This is a genomic window from uncultured Clostridium sp. (genome assembly GCF_947072515.1).
In the GTDB taxonomy this organism is placed as follows: Bacteria; Bacillota; Clostridia; order Clostridiales; family Clostridiaceae; genus Clostridium.
This window is the reverse complement of record NZ_CAMTIG010000005.1, coordinates 57,576-76,481: the sequence shown is the minus strand read 5'-3', so window position 1 is coordinate 76,481 and position 18,906 is coordinate 57,576. Positions and strand designations below refer to the sequence as shown.

General features: G+C 29.8%; 16 protein-coding genes. All 16 read left to right on the top strand.

The features are described from left to right. Positions 1–13 precede the first annotated feature (13 nt). The 16 genes from Q0W06_RS03340 to Q0W06_RS03265 all read left to right on the top strand — a co-directional run bounded on the left by Q0W06_RS03340 (position 14) and on the right by Q0W06_RS03265 (position 18,898). Positions 14–973: an AI-2E family transporter gene (locus tag Q0W06_RS03340; protein WP_297631384.1), complete on the top strand. Its 960-nt coding sequence runs from the start codon at positions 14–16 to the stop codon at positions 971–973. An 18-nt stretch (positions 974–991) separates the two neighbouring features. After that, on the top strand, positions 992–2,146 hold the full coding sequence (locus tag Q0W06_RS03335) for a 1-deoxy-D-xylulose-5-phosphate reductoisomerase (protein WP_297631381.1): 1,155 nt from the start codon (positions 992–994) through the stop codon (positions 2,144–2,146). Between the two features lie 12 nt (positions 2,147–2,158). Beyond that, entirely contained in the window at positions 2,159–3,190 is a 1,032-nt protein-coding gene (rseP, locus tag Q0W06_RS03330; protein WP_297631379.1) for an RIP metalloprotease RseP, read from the top strand. Positions 3,191–3,200: 10 nt separating this feature from the next. Then, complete coding sequence (gene ispG, locus Q0W06_RS03325) at positions 3,201–4,250, top strand: flavodoxin-dependent (E)-4-hydroxy-3-methylbut-2-enyl-diphosphate synthase (RefSeq protein ID WP_297631376.1); 1,050 nt, start codon at positions 3,201–3,203, stop codon at positions 4,248–4,250. Positions 4,251–4,346: 96 nt separating this feature from the next. Next, positions 4,347–8,699, top strand: a complete 4,353-nt coding sequence (locus tag Q0W06_RS03320) for a PolC-type DNA polymerase III (protein WP_297631373.1) — start codon at positions 4,347–4,349, stop codon at positions 8,697–8,699. A 247-nt stretch (positions 8,700–8,946) separates the two neighbouring features. Then, on the top strand, positions 8,947–9,405 hold the full coding sequence (gene rimP / locus Q0W06_RS03315) for a ribosome maturation factor RimP (RefSeq protein ID WP_297631370.1): 459 nt from the start codon (positions 8,947–8,949) through the stop codon (positions 9,403–9,405). 15 nt (positions 9,406–9,420) lie between these two features. Further along, positions 9,421–10,530, top strand: coding sequence for a transcription termination factor NusA (gene nusA, locus Q0W06_RS03310; protein ID WP_297631367.1), 1,110 nt, complete (start codon positions 9,421–9,423; stop codon positions 10,528–10,530). Positions 10,531–10,551: 21 nt separating this feature from the next. After that, positions 10,552–10,818, top strand: a complete 267-nt coding sequence (locus Q0W06_RS03305; RefSeq protein ID WP_297631365.1) for a YlxR family protein — start codon at positions 10,552–10,554, stop codon at positions 10,816–10,818. Further along, complete coding sequence (locus tag Q0W06_RS03300; RefSeq protein ID WP_297631486.1) at positions 10,811–11,122, top strand: ribosomal L7Ae/L30e/S12e/Gadd45 family protein; 312 nt, start codon at positions 10,811–10,813, stop codon at positions 11,120–11,122. The genes Q0W06_RS03305 and Q0W06_RS03300 overlap by 8 nt, the downstream gene beginning before the upstream one ends. 23 nt (positions 11,123–11,145) lie before the next feature. Next, positions 11,146–13,200: a translation initiation factor IF-2 gene (infB, locus tag Q0W06_RS03295; RefSeq protein ID WP_297631362.1), complete on the top strand. Its 2,055-nt coding sequence runs from the start codon at positions 11,146–11,148 to the stop codon at positions 13,198–13,200. A gap of 20 nt (positions 13,201–13,220) precedes the next feature. Continuing rightward, the gene (rbfA, locus tag Q0W06_RS03290) at positions 13,221–13,568 is read left to right on the top strand and encodes a 30S ribosome-binding factor RbfA (RefSeq protein WP_297631360.1); all 348 of its coding nucleotides are present in this window, start codon (positions 13,221–13,223) and stop codon (positions 13,566–13,568) included. Next, positions 13,568–14,554 (top strand): bifunctional oligoribonuclease/PAP phosphatase NrnA, encoded by a 987-nt coding sequence (locus Q0W06_RS03285; RefSeq protein ID WP_297631358.1) that lies wholly within the window; start codon positions 13,568–13,570, stop codon positions 14,552–14,554. Before rbfA ends, Q0W06_RS03285 begins: the two co-directional genes overlap by 1 nt. Beyond that, complete coding sequence (gene truB, locus Q0W06_RS03280; RefSeq protein WP_297631356.1) at positions 14,542–15,417, top strand: tRNA pseudouridine(55) synthase TruB; 876 nt, start codon at positions 14,542–14,544, stop codon at positions 15,415–15,417. The genes Q0W06_RS03285 and truB overlap by 13 nt, the downstream gene beginning before the upstream one ends. Before the next feature lie 15 nt (positions 15,418–15,432). Next, positions 15,433–16,335, top strand: a complete 903-nt coding sequence (locus tag Q0W06_RS03275) for a bifunctional riboflavin kinase/FAD synthetase (protein WP_297631353.1) — start codon at positions 15,433–15,435, stop codon at positions 16,333–16,335. A 118-nt stretch (positions 16,336–16,453) separates the two neighbouring features. Next, the gene (gene rpsO, locus Q0W06_RS03270) at positions 16,454–16,717 is read left to right on the top strand and encodes a 30S ribosomal protein S15 (protein ID WP_297631351.1); all 264 of its coding nucleotides are present in this window, start codon (positions 16,454–16,456) and stop codon (positions 16,715–16,717) included. A gap of 81 nt (positions 16,718–16,798) precedes the next feature. Continuing rightward, a complete protein-coding gene (locus tag Q0W06_RS03265; RefSeq protein WP_297631349.1) occupies positions 16,799–18,898 on the top strand; it encodes a polyribonucleotide nucleotidyltransferase in 2,100 nt (699 codons plus the stop codon). The last annotated feature ends 8 nt before the right edge of the window (positions 18,899–18,906 follow it).

The following is an 18,906-nucleotide window of genomic DNA, read 5'->3' as shown; positions in this document are numbered from 1 at the left end:
GGAGGGGTTTATTTTGAGTAAATTAAATAAAGATAAAATATTAGAAATTTTATGTTGGATTGTGGGAATAATAGTATTTGTAGAAGTAATTAGAAATTATTTTACTCCCTTTATATGGATTTTAGTGATTTATTTTTTAGGTAATCCTATAAATGAGTTTTTAAAGAAAAAAATTCATTATAGAGGTGTATGTGCAGCTATTACGATACTTGTGCTTAATGTTGTAATTATTATAAGTATTTTGTATTTAGGGAGTACTGTATATATGACATTTAAAGAAATTATATCGGATAATTTAGTAGATTTGAAGAAGATATTTTTAGAGATGGAAGAAAATATAGAATTAATACTAGGAGATATAAATATAATTGAAAAAATGAAAAATATTTTAAATTTCAATTATATAAAAATAGGCGCAACATCGACAGGAGAAGGATTTTTAGCTTATTTTATAGGGAATATTTGTACATTTTTTATTTTTAGTGATAAAGAAAAGATAAAAAAAACTTTAGATAATTTAATGCCGATAAAAATAAATAAGCGAATAATTAGAATTTTGAATAATTTGAAAAATATGCTTAAAATACAATTTTTGTTACTTTTTATTTCTACTTTAATAATAATAATAGGCTTTAATGTTTTAAGAATTGATAATGCCATATTTTTAGGACTTATTTGTGGTATCTTAGATATACTTCCATATGTAGGAACTATAATTGTATTTATACCAATAATAATATACAATATTATTGTAAAAAATTATTTAATTTCTTTTGGGTTAATTTGTCTTTATATTCTTGTGCAGATAATTCGAGAATTTTTAGAGGCAAAATTAGTTAGTGATAGATTTAATATACATCCATTGCTATCACTATTGTCACTTTATATAGGAGTTAAGATATTTGGTTTTATGGGGATTTTTATAGGACCAATATTTTGCATGACACTAATAGATATAATTATGGAAAACTAAAATTATGGAGGAATATAGATGAAGAGAATATCAATACTAGGGGCTACAGGATCCATAGGAGTTCAAACTATCGATGTAGTTAGAAAAAGTGAAGATATACAGATTATAGGAATAACAGCAAATACATCTGTTTTAAAAATGATAGAGATAATAGATGAATTTAATCCTAAATATGTTTGTATGATGGATAATGAAAGTTCGGGAAAGATAAAAGAATATGTAGAAAAGAAAAAATTAAATATAGATGTATCTACAGGAATAGATGGACTTATAAAGATAGCAACATTAGATGAAATAGATACAGTAGTAACATCGGTAGTGGGAATGATTGGATTAAGACCAACATTAGAAGCTATAAGAAAGAAAAAGGATATAGCTCTTGCTAATAAAGAAACATTAGTTGTAGCAGGAGAAATTGTAATGCGAGAAGCTAAGGAAAATGGAGTTAATATTTTACCAGTTGATTCAGAACATAGTGCTATTTTTCAAGCTCTTCAAGGAAACAAAAAAGAAGAAATTAAAAAAATTCTATTAACTGCATCAGGAGGCCCATTTAGAGGTAAGGATAAGAAGTTTTTAGAAACGGTGAATTTAAAAGATGCTTTAAATCATCCAAATTGGAGTATGGGGAAAAAAATAACTATAGATTCAGCAAGTCTTATGAATAAAGGTCTTGAAGTTATAGAAGCACATTTTTTATTTGATGTAGATTATGAGGATATTCAAGTTGTTGTACATCCACAAAGTATAGTGCATTCAATGATAGAATATAAAGATAATAGTATAATAGCTCAATTAGGATCACCTGATATGAGACTACCTATACAATATGCATTAAATTATCCGGAAAGAAAAGTAGAAATAGCTACTGGATTAGACTTTTATAATATGGTTAATTTGACTTTTGAAAAGCCTGATATGAATACATTTAAATGCTTAAAATTAGCCTTTAAAGCAGGAAAAAGAGGAGGATTAATGCCAACTATATTAAATGGAGCAAATGAAGAAGCTGTTGCATTATATTTAGATGAAAAAATAAAATTCTTAGAAATTGGTGATATAATAGAGAGAGCCATTGAGAATTTTAAAGATAGAATAGATGAAGAATTAACAGTTGAGAATATTATTAATTTAGATAAAGATGTAAAAGAGTATGTAAGAAATAATTTTTAGGAGGAGACTATATTGTATGTAATATTTGCTATATTAGCATTTAGTTCCTTAATTATAGTACATGAGCTAGGCCATTTTATAGTAGCAAAATTAAATGGTGTTAAGGTTATTGAGTTTTCTATAGGGATGGGACCTAAATTATTTTCGATAAATAAAAATGATACAAAATATTCATTAGGAATACTTCCGATTGGGGGATATGTTCAAATGGCTGGTGAATATGACGAAGATAATAATGAAGGAAATGAGAGGAAAGATGAAGAAGGTACATTAAATAGTAAAAGCCCTCTTCAAAAGATTGCAGTGATGATTGCCGGTGTAGTAATGAATATAATTTTAGCTATAGTTATATTTGGGGCAATGGGAAGTCACTTTGGGTATAATACACAAACTATAAATAGCGTAGAAAAGAATAGTCCAGCTTATGAAGCAGGAATTAGACAAGGGGATACTATAGAAAAAATTAATGGATCTAAAGTTATTGCAACAACAGATATAACATCAGAAATTTTAATGTCAAATGGAAATGATGTAAATCTTCTAATAGATAGAAATGGTGAAAACTTAGACATAAAGGTAAAACCAAAAGAAATAGAAGGATCATATTTAATAGGAGTAACATTTAAAAGTGTTAAAAATGTAGGTATAGTTCAATCTTTAAAACATGGGGTAAATGAAAGCTTAAGCGTAATAAAACAAACATATATTGGAATAAAAAATCTTGCAACAGGTAAGGGATCATTTACAAAAGATGTAGGAGGACCAGTTACTATAATTAAAATGACTGGTGAAGCAGCTAAAATGGGAATATGGCCACTTTTAAATCTAACTGCATTTTTAAGTATAAATTTAGCAGTAATTAACTTTTTACCTATTCCAGCTTTAGATGGTGGAAGATGCTTGATGTATATTTTTGAAGTGATTACAAGAATAAAAGTGCCAACTAAAGTAGAAAATGTAATTAATACTATAGGCTTTATCTTACTTATGGGACTCATGCTTGTAGTAACTTTAAAAGATATATTATTTCCAATAAATTTATAAGGAGTAAATTATGGAAAGAAGAAAAACAAAGGTTGTAAAAATAGATAAATTAAAAATTGGAGGAGATAATCCAATAGTAATTCAATCTATGACAAATACAGATACTAGAAATGTAGAAGAAACATTAAAACAAATAAATGCACTAGTAAAAGAAGGATGTCAAATGGTAAGATGTGCAGTTCCAGATATGGAAGCTGCTGAAGCTATAAAGGATATAGTGAAAAAATCACCTGTACCAATAGTTGCAGATATTCATTTTGATTATAGATTAGCATTAAAAGTTATAGAAAATGGGATTTCAAAACTTAGAATAAATCCAGGAAATATAGGAAGTATAGAGAGAATACGTGAAGTAGTAAATAAAGCAAAAGAATATAATGTACCTATAAGAATTGGAGTAAACTCAGGGTCTCTAGAAAAAGATATTTTAGAAAGAGATGGAAAACCTACAGCAAATGGACTAGTGGAAAGTGCCTTAAGACATGTTAAAATATTAGAAGATTTAGATTTTTATGATATAATAATCTCTATAAAATCATCGAATGTAAAAATGATGATAGAAGCTTATAGATTAATGAGCACAAAGGTAGATTATCCACTTCACTTAGGAGTTACAGAATCAGGTACTAAATTTAAAGGAACTATAAAATCAAGTGTCGGAATAGGAACTCTTTTAGCAGAAGGGATTGGAGATACAATAAGAGTATCGTTAACATCAGATCCATTAGATGAAATAGAAGTGGCAAAAGAACTTTTAAGATCTTTAGAACTTTATGAAAGTGGATTACAATTAATTTCATGTCCTACTTGTGGAAGAACAGAGATTAAACTTATTCAAATTGCAGAGGAAGTTGAAAGACGACTTAAAAATTCAGATAAAAAGATAAAAGTGGCTGTAATGGGATGCGTAGTAAATGGTCCTGGTGAAGCAAGAGAAGCAGATATTGGAATAGCTGGTGGAAAAGGTGTAGGAATCATATTCAAAAAAGGTGAAATAATAAAAAAAGTAAAAGAAGAGGATTTAGTGGAAGAATTATTAAAGGAAATTGATTCTCTTTAAAAATATTTAAAGTATTAGTTTAAATATATAGAGAGAGAAAAACTAGCTATAAAGCTAGTTTTTTTCCGCCATTAAATATAAAAAGGAGGGATACTTGTGGGAGAAGAGTTTATAAAAATTATAAATAAAGAAATAAATAAAGTGGAAGCACTAGAAGATAAGGAAATTTCATTGAAGAGATTTCAATTTTTTAAGAAGAGTAATGTTTTAAAAGTAATATTAAAAACAAAAGTATCATTAACAGAAGAAGAAGAATCATACATAACGAAACTTATAGAAAGCAGAATAGGAAAAGCATTTAAAATAGAACTACAAGTATATAAGGATGTAGAGGGACTTCCTTTAGAAACTATTGTAAAAGAACATTGGCTAGATATTGTTATGGAAATAGGGAAAAAGGTTCCATTAGCTACAGCTATGCTATATTCAGAAGATAGAGAAATATCAAATGATAAGATAGTAATAAAATATGGATGTGAAATGATTGTTGAACATTCAAAAAGAAAAAATATAGGAAAAGAAATAACTAGAAAAATAAATGATATCTTTGGAAGAAATCCATTAGTTGAAATAATATATGATGCTACATTAGAAGATAATACTTATGAAAAGAAAAAAGAAGAAGAGTATTTAAAAATAATGCAAGATGCTGTTAAAAATAGAGGACTTAGTCATTCGAATGGAGAGCAAAGAGATGGTAAGAAAGAAGATAAACCAAAAGCTAAACCACAAGAAGGATATAAGAGAGAGAACTTTAGACGTGAGCCTAAAGATGAAAATACTATTTTAGGAAGAGGAATAAAAGATGAGCCTATAACTATAGATGAAATAGATGAAACCTCAGGATATGTAGCAATAATAGGAGAAGTATTTAAAACAGAAACAATAGAAACAAGAACTGGAAAGACTATATTAACATTCTTCGTAACAGATTACACTAGTTCTATAACTGTAAAGTGTTTCTTAAAAGAAAAAGAGAAAGAAGAAGTTTTAGAAAATGTTAAAAAAGGGCTTTATTGCAAAGTAAGAGGAGAAGCTATTTATGATACTTATGCTAGAGAAGTAGTAATAATGGGTCGTGATATAGTTAGAATGAAAAAAATAGAAAGAATGGATGGATCTACAGAAAAAAGAGTTGAACTACATCTTCATACTAATATGAGTACTATGGATGGAATGACACCAGCTTCAAAGCTTGTAGAAAGAGCTGCAAAGTGGGGGCATAAAGCTATAGCAATCACAGATCATGGAGGAGTTCAAGCTTTCCCAGATGCACAAAGTGCAGCAAAGAAAAATGGAATAAAAGCTATTTATGGAGTTGAAGGATATTTAGTTGATGATGGTGTTCCAGTTGCATTAGATGAAAAGGGACAAAATTTAGATGACGAATATGTTATATTCGATTTAGAAACTACGGGATTTTCACCTAAAAATGATAAAATAATTGAAATAGGTGCAGTTAAAATAAAAGAAGGAAAAATAATTGATAGATTTAGTGAGTTTGTAGATCCAGAAAGATTAATTCCATATAAAATTACAGAGCTTACTAGTATAACAGATGAGATGGTTAAGGGCGCTAAAACTATTGAAGAAATTCTACCGGAATTTTTAGAATTTTGTAAGGGATCAGTATTAGTTGCGCATAATGCTGGATTTGATACATCTTTTATCAAACATAATTGTGAAAAACTAAATTTATATTATGAATATACAGTTTTAGATACAGTTCCGCTTGCAAGATTTTTATATCCAGAATTAAAAAAAGTAAAACTTAACATTGTTGCAAAACATTTAGGTATTTCTTTAGATAATCACCATAGAGCTGTAGATGATGCAAAGGCAACTTGTGATATTTTATTAGTATGTTTTAAAAAAATGAAAGAAGAATTAGAGATAGACTCTTTAAAAAAATTAAATGAAGAATTTTTAAGTAATATTGATATAAAAAAACAACCTACATCACATATAATTATTTTAGCTAAAACACAAGCAGGAATTAAAAATTTATATAAACTTGTATCAGAAGCTCATGTTAGTAACTTTTTTAGAAGTGCAAGAACTAAAAAAAGTAAGCTACAAAAAATGAGAGATGGGCTTATTATAGGTTCAGCTTGTGAAGCTGGTGAGGTTTTTAAAGCTATATTATCAGGAAAGAGTGATGAAGAAGTTGAAAAGATAGCAGAGTTTTATGACTACCTAGAAATTCAGCCTATAGGAAATAATAGATTCCTTGTAGAAAAGGGGAATGTTAAGGATGATGATGAACTTAGAGAGTTAAATAGAAGGATTTATAATTTAGGAAAGAAAATGGGTAAAATGGTTGTTGCTACGGGAGATGTACATTTTTTAGAACCTCATGATGATGATTTTAGAAAAATAATCATGGCAGGAAAAGGATTTAAAGATGCAGATGCTCAGCCTCCACTTTATTATAAAACAACAGAAGAAATGCTTAAGGAATTTAGTTATTTAGGAATGGAAGAAGCTAGAGAAGTAGTTATAGTAAATCCAAATAAAGTAGCTGAAAGTATAGAGGATATAAAACCTATTCCTGATGAGACATATCCACCTAAAATAGAGGGAGCAGAAGATGAAATAAGAGATATGGTATTAACAAAGGTTCATAAAATTTATGGTGATAAGCTACCAGAAGTTATACAAAAAAGATTAGATAAAGAATTAAACTCTATTATAAACAATGGATATGCTGTTCTTTATCTTATAGCACAAAAATTAGTTGCTAAATCTTTAAAAGATGGTTATTTAGTTGGATCGAGGGGATCAGTTGGATCTTCATTTGTTGCAACAATGTCAGATATAACTGAGGTTAATGGATTACCACCACATTATGTATGTCCTAACTGCAAGTATTCCCATTTCTTCTTAGATGGTTCTATAAGTTCAGGAGCAGATTTACCAGATGAAAATTGTCCTAAATGTGGAACTAAATATATAAAAGATGGGCATGATATTCCTTTTGAAACCTTCTTAGGATTTGAGGGAGATAAAGAACCAGATATTGACCTTAACTTCTCAGGGGATAACCAAGCAGATATTCATAGATATACAGAGGTTCTATTTGGTAAGGGGTTTGTATTTAAAGCGGGAACTATAGGAACGGTTGCAGAAAAAACAGCTTATGGATATGTTAGAAAATATTTAGATGAAAAAGGTATAAGAGCTTCTAGTGCTGAAATAGAAAGATTGACTATAGGGTGTACAGGAATAAAAAGAACTACAGGACAACATCCAGGTGGAATTATGGTTGTGCCTAGTGATAATGAAATATATAATTTTACACCAATACAATATCCAGCAGATGATAATTCGGCAGATTTTATAACTACTCACTTTGATTATCATTCAATTAGTGGTAGATTATTAAAACTTGATATACTAGGACATGATGATCCTACGGTACTTAGAATGCTTCAAGATATAACAGGACTTGATCCAAAAACAATTCCTTTAAATGATGAAAAGGTAATAAGTCTTTTTACATCAGCAAAAGCTTTAGAAATAGAAAAAGAAAAAATAGGTAGTGAAATATTTGGAGAAGTTGGAAGTTATGGATTACCTGAGTTTGGAACTAAGTTTGTTAGGCAAATGCTTATAGATACACAACCTAAAGCATTTGCTGACTTAGTGAGAATATCAGGACTTTCACATGGAACGGATGTATGGCTTAATAACGCACAATATTTTATAAAAGAAGGATATACTACACTAAAAGATTGTATTTCTACAAGAGATGATATTATGGTTTATTTAATGTATAGAGGACTTCCACCAAAAACATCATTTACTATAATGGAAAAAGTAAGAAAAGGTAAGGGGTTAAGTGAAGAGGATGAAGTTTTAATGAAAGAGAATAATGTGCCAGATTGGTATATTGAATCTTGTAAAAGAATAAAGTATATGTTTCCAAAGGGCCATGCAGTTGCCTATGTTATGATGGCAGTTAGAATAGCCTATTATAAAGTTTATTATCCGGAAGCTTATTATTCAACATTCTTTACAGTAAGAGCAGATGAATTTGATGCAGAACTTATCTGTAGGGGAGAAAGTGCAGTAAAAGCAAAATTAGAAGAATTATATGCATTAGGAAATAATGTTACTGTAAAGGATAAAGGAATGACAACATCATTAGAACTTTGCTATGAAATGTTTAAAAGAGGAATGAGTTTTACAAAAGTAGATCTTTATAAATCAGCAGCAAATAAATTCTTAATTGAAGAAGATGGGGTATTAAGACCACCTATTAGTGCGCTTCAAGGAGTTGGGGCCAATGCAGCAGATGCTATAGTTGAAGCAAGAAAAGATGGAGAGTTTATTTCAAAAGAAGATTTAAGACTTAGAGCAAAGATTACTAAAACTAATATTGAAACTTTAAGTAATCATGGTTGCTTAGAAGGAGTTCCAGAGACAAATCAATTATCACTTTTCTAAAAAGAAAAGGATAGAATAAAAATATGGCCAAATTCCTCGAAAATAAATAAAACTTGAATTAAATAGGAGTTTATGATATTCTAATAGAGAAAAGATTATTGCAGAGAGTTACGGAAAGGAGTGGGAAAAAAATCCCGCTCTTTCTATTTAGACGCAACTTATAAAATAGTTGCGTTTTTAATTAAAATATTAAAAGGACTTTTTGGGAATAATATAAAAATTGAATATTTAAAAAGGAGGTTAACATATGAAAAAGGATGCTTTAATGGAAAAGATTGAAGAACTAATTCTTCCAATAACAGATGAGTTAGGATATGAATTATATCATGTTGAATTTGTTCATGAAGATGGAGAAAATTATTTGAGAGTTTATATCGATAGTGAAGAAGGTATAAAGTTAACTGATTGTGAAGCAGTATCAAGAAAAGTAAGTGATATGCTAGACAGTGAAGACCCAATTGATAAATCATACTATTTAGAGGTTTCATCACCAGGAATAGATAAAGGGCTTTACAAGGAAGAACATTTTTTAAAAGCTATAGGAGCAAAGGTATTTGTTAAATTTACTGGTACTATAGAAGGAAAGAAGCATATTACAGGAATTTTAAAAGAAGTAAATAATGATATTATTATAATAGAAGGGGATGTTACTTTAGACATTCCAACAGAAAAAATTAAAAGTGCCAACATCCAAGGGGAACTATAAGAGGAGGAAAGAAAGATGAATATGGAGTTTATAGATGCTCTAGAGGATATCATAGAGGAAAAAGGAATAAGTAAGGAATTACTATTTTCAACTATTGAGGATGCAATGGTTGCAGCTTATAAGAAAAATTATGCAAATCAATATACAAATGCACAAAACGTTAAGGTTAGAATAAATAAAGAAAATGGTGAGGTTAAAGTTTTTGCACAAAAAGTTGTTGTTGATGAAATATTTGATGATGTAACTGAAATAAGTTTAGAAGAAGCAAAAGAATTAAATCCAAAATTTGAGGTTGATGATATAGTAGATTTAGAAGTTACACCAAAAAACTTTGGAAGAGTAGCAGCACAACATGCAAAACAAATGGTAACTCAAAAAATAAGAGAATCAGAAAGAAGTATTATATTCCAAGAATATAAAGAACTTGAATTTGACATAATAACAGGAACTATAATAAGAAAAGATAAAGGTTTAGTTTTTGTAAACCTAGGAAAAATCGAAGGTATTATAGGACCAAATGAGCAAATGAAAGGTGAGGAATATACTTTCAATGAAAAGTTAAAACTTTATATTGTAGAAGTTAAATCTACAACTAAAGGACCTCAAATTCATGTATCAAGAACACATCCAGGATTAGTGAAAAGATTATTCGAAATGGAAGTTCCAGAAATACAAGATGGAACTGTAGAAATTAAGAGTATATCAAGAGAAGCAGGTTCAAGAAGTAAAATTGCAGTATTCTCACATGATGAAGAAGTAGATCCAATGGGAGCATGTGTAGGACCTAAGGGAATCAGAGTTCAAGCTGTAGTTAATGAGCTTAAGAATGAAAAGATTGATATCATAAAATGGAGCAAAGATCCAGCAGAATTTATTGCAAATTCATTAAGTCCAGCTAAAGTTATAAGCGTTGAAGTTGATGAAGAAAATAAATCAGCTAAAGTTGTAGTAGATGACAACCAACTTTCACTAGCAATAGGAAAAGAAGGTCAAAATGTAAGATTAGCTGCTAAATTAACTAACTGGAAAATAGATATCAAAAGTAAAAGCCAAAGCGAAAAAGAACAATTAGAAAAAGCAGAGGCTGTAGAAGAAATAATAGAAACTATAGAAATTGAAGAGTAGTTAAGGTGAGGTGTGGCTTTTATGAAAGTTAAGAAAGTACCTTTAAGAATGTGCACTGGCTGTTCAGAAATGAAACCTAAAAAAGAACTTATAAGAGTTGTAAGATCTAAAGAAGGTGAAGTTTCTATAGATTTGACAGGAAAGAAAGCAGGAAGAGGAGCTTACGTATGTAGGTCTGAAGAATGCTTAAACAAGGCATATAAAACAAAAAGATTAAGCAGAAATTTAGAAGTTGCAATTAGTGAAGAAATTTATAATAAACTAAGGGAAGAAATGAATGATGAATAAATTTTTTAATTTTTTAGGCCTTGTAAAAAGATCAGGTAATTTAATAGAAGGCTATAGTAAATGTGATGAAAATAGAAACAGAGTAAGACTAAAGCTTTTTATAATTTCTAAGGATGCTTCAGAGTCATCAAAAAAGAAATTTTTAAAACACTGTGAAGAAAAAAATATACCATATATTGAAGATTTTAGTAAAGAAAAATTAGGTGCTTCTATTGGTAAAGAAGAAATAAAAATATTAGCCATAAAAGATAAAAATATGGCAGATAAATTATTAAGTCTTTACAAGGAGGAAGCAAATATGTAGAAAATTAATACGGGGGTGACTGTATGTCAAAAATTAAAGTGTATGAATTAGCAAAGGAACTTGGCGTAAGTTCAGTTGACTTAATAGAACTATTAAAAAAAGAATTTAATGTTGTAGCCAAAAATCATATGAGTATTATTGAGGAAGAAGATGCAGAATTAATAAAGGAACTTATTGAAGAAGGCGGAGAAGACATTATAAAGAAAACTATCGTAGATGAGTACGAAGACATGTTAGCAGAAGAGGTTAACAAAGGAAATAAGAAAAAGAAGAAAACTAGAAAGCAAATGGAAGCAGAAGCAGCAGCATTAGCAGCAGCAAATGCTTTAGAAGTTGTTGAAATAAGCGAAACTATAATGGTTAAAGATTTAGCAGAAAAAATTAATAAACCATCAGCAGAACTTATAAAAGAGCTTATGTTCTGTGGAGTTATGGCTGGAATGAACCAAGAAGTAGATTTTGAAACAGCTAAAAAAGTTTGTGAAAAATTTGAAATAATTGCAGAAAAAATAGAGCGAAATGATGAGTTAGATGACTTAATCATAGAAGATGCAGAAGAAACTTTAGAAAAGAGACCACCAATTGTAACTGTAATGGGTCACGTTGACCACGGTAAAACTTCTCTTCTTGATGCAATAAGAAAAGAAAAAGTTACTGAAACAGAAGCAGGTGGAATAACTCAACATATCGGTGCATATACTGTTACTTTAAATGGTGAAGAAATAACATTCTTAGATACACCAGGACATGAAGCATTTACATCAATGAGAGCTAGAGGAGCTCAAATAACAGATATCGTTATTTTAGTTGTAGCAGCAGATGATGGTATAATGCCTCAAACTAAAGAAGCTATAAGTCACTGTAAAGCAGCTGAAGTACCTATGATAGTTGCAATAAATAAAATAGATAAAGATGGTGCTAACATAGATAAAGTTAAACAAGAGTTAACTGAATATGGTTTAGTTGCAGAAGACTGGGGTGGAGATACAATTTGTGTTCCAGTATCAGCTAAACAAGGAATTGGTATAGAAAATGTACTAGAAATGGTATTATTAACTGCTGAAGTATTAGAACTTAAAGCTAACCCTAACAGAAATGCAAATGGTACAGTTATAGAAGCTAAGCTTGATAAGGGTAGAGGACCAGTTGCAAGTTTACTTGTTCAAACAGGAACATTAAATGTAGGAGATTCTATTTTAGTTGGAACTACTTACGGAAGAGTAAGAGCTATGTTTGATGATACAGGAAAGAAAATAAAAACAGCTGGACCATCAATTCCAGTAGAAGTTTTAGGTCTTTCAGAAGTACCAGCAGCAGGAGACAGATTCAATGAAGTTGAAGATGAAAAAACTGCAAGAAATATGGCTGATAAGAGAAAAGCAAAGATTAAAAATGAAAGCTTTACTTCAAGCCACAGAGTTTCTCTTGAAGGTTTATATAACCAAATTAAAGAAGGAACAGTTAAAGAGCTTGGTATAATAGTAAAAGCTGACGTTCAAGGTTCAGTAGAAGCTATAAAACAATCACTTGAAAAACTTTCAACAGACGATGTTAAAGTTAGAGTTATCCATGGTGGGGTTGGAGCAATAACAGAAACTGATATTACTCTTGCATCAGCTTCAAACGCAATCGTAATTGGATTTAATGTAAGACCAGATGGTAATGCATTAGCTGCATCAGATAGAGATGGAGTAGAAGTTAAAACTTATAGAATCATATATGATGCAATAGAAGATGTTAAATCAGCTATGATTGGAATGCTTGAACCTGAATATAAAGAAGTTGTATTAGGAACAGCAGAAGTAAGAGAAACTTATAAAATATCAAGTGTTGGAACTATTGCTGGATGTTATGTAACAGATGGTAAAATAGTAAGAAATTCAGATGTAAGAGTTATAAGAGATGGAATAGTAATATTCGAAACAACTTTATCATCATTAAAGAGATTTAAAGATGACGTAAAAGAAGTTAAATCAGGATATGAATGTGGTTTAAGCTTAGAAAAGTTTAACGACATGAAAGAAGGAGACCTTATAGAGTCTTATACTATAGAAGCAGTTGAAAGAAAAGAACTTTAATTAATAAAGAGGTGAAAAAAATGGCTAACTATAGAGGTGGAAGAATAAACGAAGAAGTAAAAAAAGAAGTTAGCAACCTAATTCAAAATGAAGTTAAGGACCCAAGACTTACAGCTATGATTTCTGTAACTGATGTAGATGTTACTAGAGATTTAAGTTTTGCGAAAGTATATGTAAGTATATTTGCTAACAGCCAAGAAGAAAAAGAAGAGAATTTAAAAGCTTTAAAAGGAGCTAGTAGCTTCATAAGAAGAGAAGTGGGAAGAAGAGTTAAATTAAGAGCGGTACCACAGATAATTTTTGAACTAGATGAATCTATAGATTATGGAATGAAAATAGATGCACTTATCGAAAGGTCAAAAAAATAATGTCATTAAAAGATATTGCAAAAAAGATACTAAGTTCTAAAAAAATAGGAATTAGTTATCATCAATCTCCAGATGGAGATGCAATGGGAAGCGCATTAGCACTTTTAAATGCATTAAGATATTTAAAGAAAGATGCATATATAGTATCTAAAGATATTATTGCAGACAATTTAAAATTTTTATCATTAGGAGAAGAGGTAGATGGAAACACTACCTCTCCTAAAAAAGATACTGATTTAGTAGTTGTAGTGGATTGCGGAAATTTTGAAAGAATTTCTGCAGACCTTTCTTTTTATAAAGGCTTTTTAATAAATGTAGATCATCATATTTCAAATGATAACTATGGAGATTTAAACTATGTAGATACGAAGGCAGCATCTACTGGTGAAATAATATTTGAGTTAATAGAAAAATTATCAATTCTCTTCAATAAAAAAGATGAAGTTCTTAAAGATATAGGGACATGTTTATATACGACTATTGTAACTGATACAGGGTCATTTAGACATTCGAATGTAACAGAAAGAACACATAAGATTGCAAGTAAGCTTATTGCAATTGGAGTAAATAATACAGATATTTATAAAAATTTATTTGATAATAGAAAAATGAAAAAGTTAAATCTTATGGGATATGCTTTTGAACATGCAAGATTGTTTTTAGATGGTAAAGTAGTAGCAGTTGGGCTTTCAGAGGATGTTTTAAAATCCTATGATTGTGAGCAAGAAGATACATCAGATATAATTGGAAATTTATTAAGTATAAAAGATGTTGAAGTTGCAATTCTTTTAAAGGAAACTTCAGAAGGAACAAAAGCAAGTTTACGTTCGAAAAATGAATTTGATGTAAGAAAAATAGCTGAAAACTTTGGTGGCGGTGGTCATATAAAGGCAGCTGGAGTAATGCAAAAAGGTGTATTTTTAGAAGATGCTAAAGAAAACCTTTTAAATAAAATTGAAAGTGAGCTAGAAACATGGAAGGCGTAATAAATGTTTTTAAAAACACAGGGATGACTTCTTTTGATGTAGTGAGAAAAATAAAAAAACTTTCAAAGACAGGTAAAGTGGGCCACACAGGTACTCTAGATCCAGAGGCATGTGGGGTTCTTCCTGTATGTATAGGAAAAGCTACAAAAATAATCGATTATATAATGAGAGCTCCTAAAGTCTATACTGTAGAATTTAAATTAGGTATGAAAACAGATACTTATGATTTAGAAGGAAAAGTTATAGAAGAGAAAGACAGTAGTTTTTTAACCGAGGAAGAGATATTAAAAGCTATATTAAAGTTTAAAGGTGAATATAATCAAGTTCCTCCTATGTACTCAGCACTTAAAAAAGATGGTGTTAGACTTTATGAACTTGCAAGAAAGGGAATTGAAGTTGAAAGAGAAGGAAGACTTATAAATATTTATTATATAGAAGATATAACAATAAATAAGCCTTTTATAAAAATGAAAGTTAAATGTTCTAAAGGAACTTACATAAGAAGTCTTTGCTATGACATTGGTGAAGAGCTAAATGTGGGAGCAGTAATGACAGGACTTAGAAGAAATTCTACTTCAAGTTTTACTGAAGAGGAAAGTATAAATATAGAAGAATTAACAGAAGAAAATATAGAAGGATATATCATTCCAATGGAAGAAGCTTTAAAAGAGTATGATAAAATGGTCATACGAAATAAATTTAAAAAGCTTATTATAAATGGAGCAAAAGTTTATGATAAAAGGCTTTATACAGAAAATATTGAAAAGAATATTTTATATAGAGTTTATGATGAAGAAGATAACTTTATCGGTCTTGGAAAAAAAGATGAGGAAGGATTTAAGATAGAAAAACTTCTATCTTAAACTTTAGGTAGTCAAATGGAAAAAAGAGATGGATATTATATTGCGCTAGGGAGTTTTGATGGACTGCATAGAGGGCACTTAGAATTAATAGAATGTGTTAAAGATTTAGCAAAAAAAGATAATTCTAAAAGTATGGTATTTACTTTTTCAAATCATCCAAGAGAAGTAATACAAAAAAAGAGTACTTTTAAGTATCTTATGGGAAATAGAGAAAAAAAAGAAGTTTTAAAAGAACTAGGAATTAATAAAGTAGTATTAGAAACATTTGATGAGGATTTAATGAAGCTCTCACCAGAGGATTTTATAAAAAAGTTATTAAATGAATATAAAGTATTAGGATTAGTTGTTGGATTTAATTACAGATTTGGTTTTAAAAATAAAGGCGATATAGAACTTTTAAAAGAACTTGGAGAAAAATATAGTTTTAAAGTTAAAGTTATAGAACCTTTTATGTATGATGATGAGATTGTAAGTAGTACTCGCATTAGAAATTTACTTATAGATGGAGAGATACAATTAGCTAATTGTATGTTAAAGAGACCTTATGACTTAGAAGGAATAGTGGTTGGTGGAAAGAGACTTGGTAGAACTATTGGGTTTCCAACTGCGAACTTAGAAACAGATTCTAAATTTGTAATTCCGAAAAAAGGTGTCTATTATACTAATGTAATTTATAATGGAGAAATTTTCAAAGGGATTACAAACATAGGAAATAATCCAACTGTAAATGGAACAGAACTAACTATAGAGACAAATATATTAGATTTTAACAAGGATATATATGGCGAAAGTTTAAAAATATTATTTTTGGATAGAATTAGAGGAGAAAAGAAGTTTAATTCTTTAGAGGAATTAATGGAAAGATTAAAACTAGATAAAGAAATAGCGGAAAAAAGAGGATTTTATTCGAAAAAATAAATTATATTTACAAACAAAATTATTTTTGTTATAATTAGACGGTAAACCTAGTTCTATGTTAAAAGGTGCCATCTTTTTACTTGGAGCTAAGGGGATAATATACGGAGGTGTAGAACACATGGATAAGGCAAGAAAATTAGAAATAATCAACGAATTCGGTAAAAATGAAAAGGACACAGGATCAGCTGAGGTTCAAATAGCATTATTAACTGAAAGAATTAATGAATTAACAGGACACTTAAAAGTTCACAAAAAAGATCACCACTCAAGAAGAGGTCTTTTAATGATGGTTGGACAAAGAAGAGGTCTTTTAAACTATGTTGCTAAGCAAGATATCGAAAGATATAGAGCTGTTGTTAAAAAATTAGGTTTAAGAAGATAATTATCTTAGAGCGGGTAAAACCGCTCTATTATTTTAAAGAAATTGGCAAAATTTGTAATTAAAGGCGAAGGGAGGTCCTTTATGAGGAATGAATTAAAAACAGTTATAGCTGGAAGAGAGATGAAGGTTCAATTTGGTGGTTTTGGTATGCTATCAAATGCTGCAACTTTTATAAGCTATGGAGATACTGTTATACTAACAAACGTTAATGCCTCAGAAGAACCAAGACAAGGAATAGACTTTTTTCCACTAAGTGTTGAATATGAAGAAAGATTATATTCTGTTGGTAAAATTCCAGGAGGATTTGTAAAAAGAGAAGGGAGACCTACTGATCAAGCAATTCTTCATGGAAGAGCTGTAGATAGAACTATAAGACCATTATTCCCAAAGGGATGTAGAAATGATGTTCAAGTAGTTTGTACAGTAGTTTCAGTAGAAAATGATAATTTACCAGAGATTTTAGCAATAAATGCTGCATCACTGTCATTATTATTATCAAGTATTTCTTATACAATTCCAGTTGCAGGAGTTCAAGTAGGACTTATAGATGGAAAGTTTGTATTAAATCCAACATCAGAAGAAAGAAAAGTTACTGATTTAGATCTTACTGTTTGCGCAACAGAAGAAAAAGTAATGATGATAGAAGCAGGCGGAAATGAAATCGATGAAGATACGATGATTAAAGCTATTGAATTTGGATTTGATGCATGTCAAGATATAATAAAATTCCAAAAAGAAGCTCAAGCTCAATTTGGTAAAACTAAAATAACTCCAAAATTATATACAGTAGATCCAGAAGTTGAAAAAGATGTTAAAGCTTTTGCAAGCGATATGGTTAAAGAAGCTATGTATATAATAGATAAAGATAAGAGAAATGAAGCAATATCAGCTGTAAATGAGAAAGTTTATGCTGAATTTGCAGAAAAGCATGAAGGTAAAGAAGGAGACATAAAAGAAATTCTTTATACTATGCAGAAAAAAGTCGTAAGACATATGCTTTTAGATGATAAGAGAAGACCAGATGGAAGAACTTTTGATCAAATAAGACCTCTTGCTTGTGAAGTTGGTATATTACCAAGAACACATGGAACAGGATTATTTACAAGAGGATTAACTCAGGTTATGACTGTTGCTACATTAGGATCAGTTAGTGAAGTTCAAACTTTAGATGGTATAGCTGAAGCACAATCAAAAAGATATATGCATCACTATAACTTCCCAGCATACAGCGTAGGAGAAGTAAGACCACTTAGAGGACCAGGAAGAAGAGAAATAGGACATGGAGCTTTAGCAGAAAGAGCTTTAGAACCTTTAATCCCTTCAATGGATGAATTCCCATATTCAATTAGATTAGTATCAGAAGTATTAAGTTCAAATGGATCAACTTCACAAGCTTCAGTTTGTGGATCTACATTAGCATTATTAGATGCAGGTGTACCATTAAAGAGACCAGCTGCTGGTATCGCTATGGGACTTATAACTTCAGAAGATTTAACTGAAGAAGAAGTATTAACTGATATTCAAGGAATAGAAGATTTCTTTGGAGACATGGACTTTAAAGTTGCAGGTACAGAAAAAGGAATAACTTCAATTCAAGTTGATACAAAACTACAAGGATTAAGTAATTATGTAGTTAAAACAGCAATAATTAATGCAAGAAAAGCTAGAATGGTAATTCTAGATAAAATAAATGAGTGTATAGAAGCACCTAGAGAAGATGTTTCAACTTATGCACCAAAGACATCAATAATTAAAATAAATCCAGATAAGATAAGAGATGTTATCGGAGCTGGAGGAAAAGTAATTAATAAGATAATTGAAGATACTGGTGTTAAAATCGACATAGAAGAAGATGGAACAGTATTTGTATCATCAGTTAATCATGATGGAGTTAATGAAGCTATTAAGATAATTGAAGGAATAACTAAAGAGGCAGAAGTTGGAGAAGTTTACTTAGGAAAAGTTACTAAGATAACTACTTTTGGAGCATTTGTTGAAATACTACCTGGAAAAGAAGGGTTAGTACACATATCTAAGCTTGCAAAAGAAAGAGTAAATAAAGTTGAAGATGTTGTTTCTGTAGGAGATGAGATTTTAGTTAAAGTAACTGAAATTGATGGGCAAGGAAGAGTGAACCTTTCAAGAAAAGATGCACTACCAGATGTTGAAGAAACTAAATAGCAAGTTTG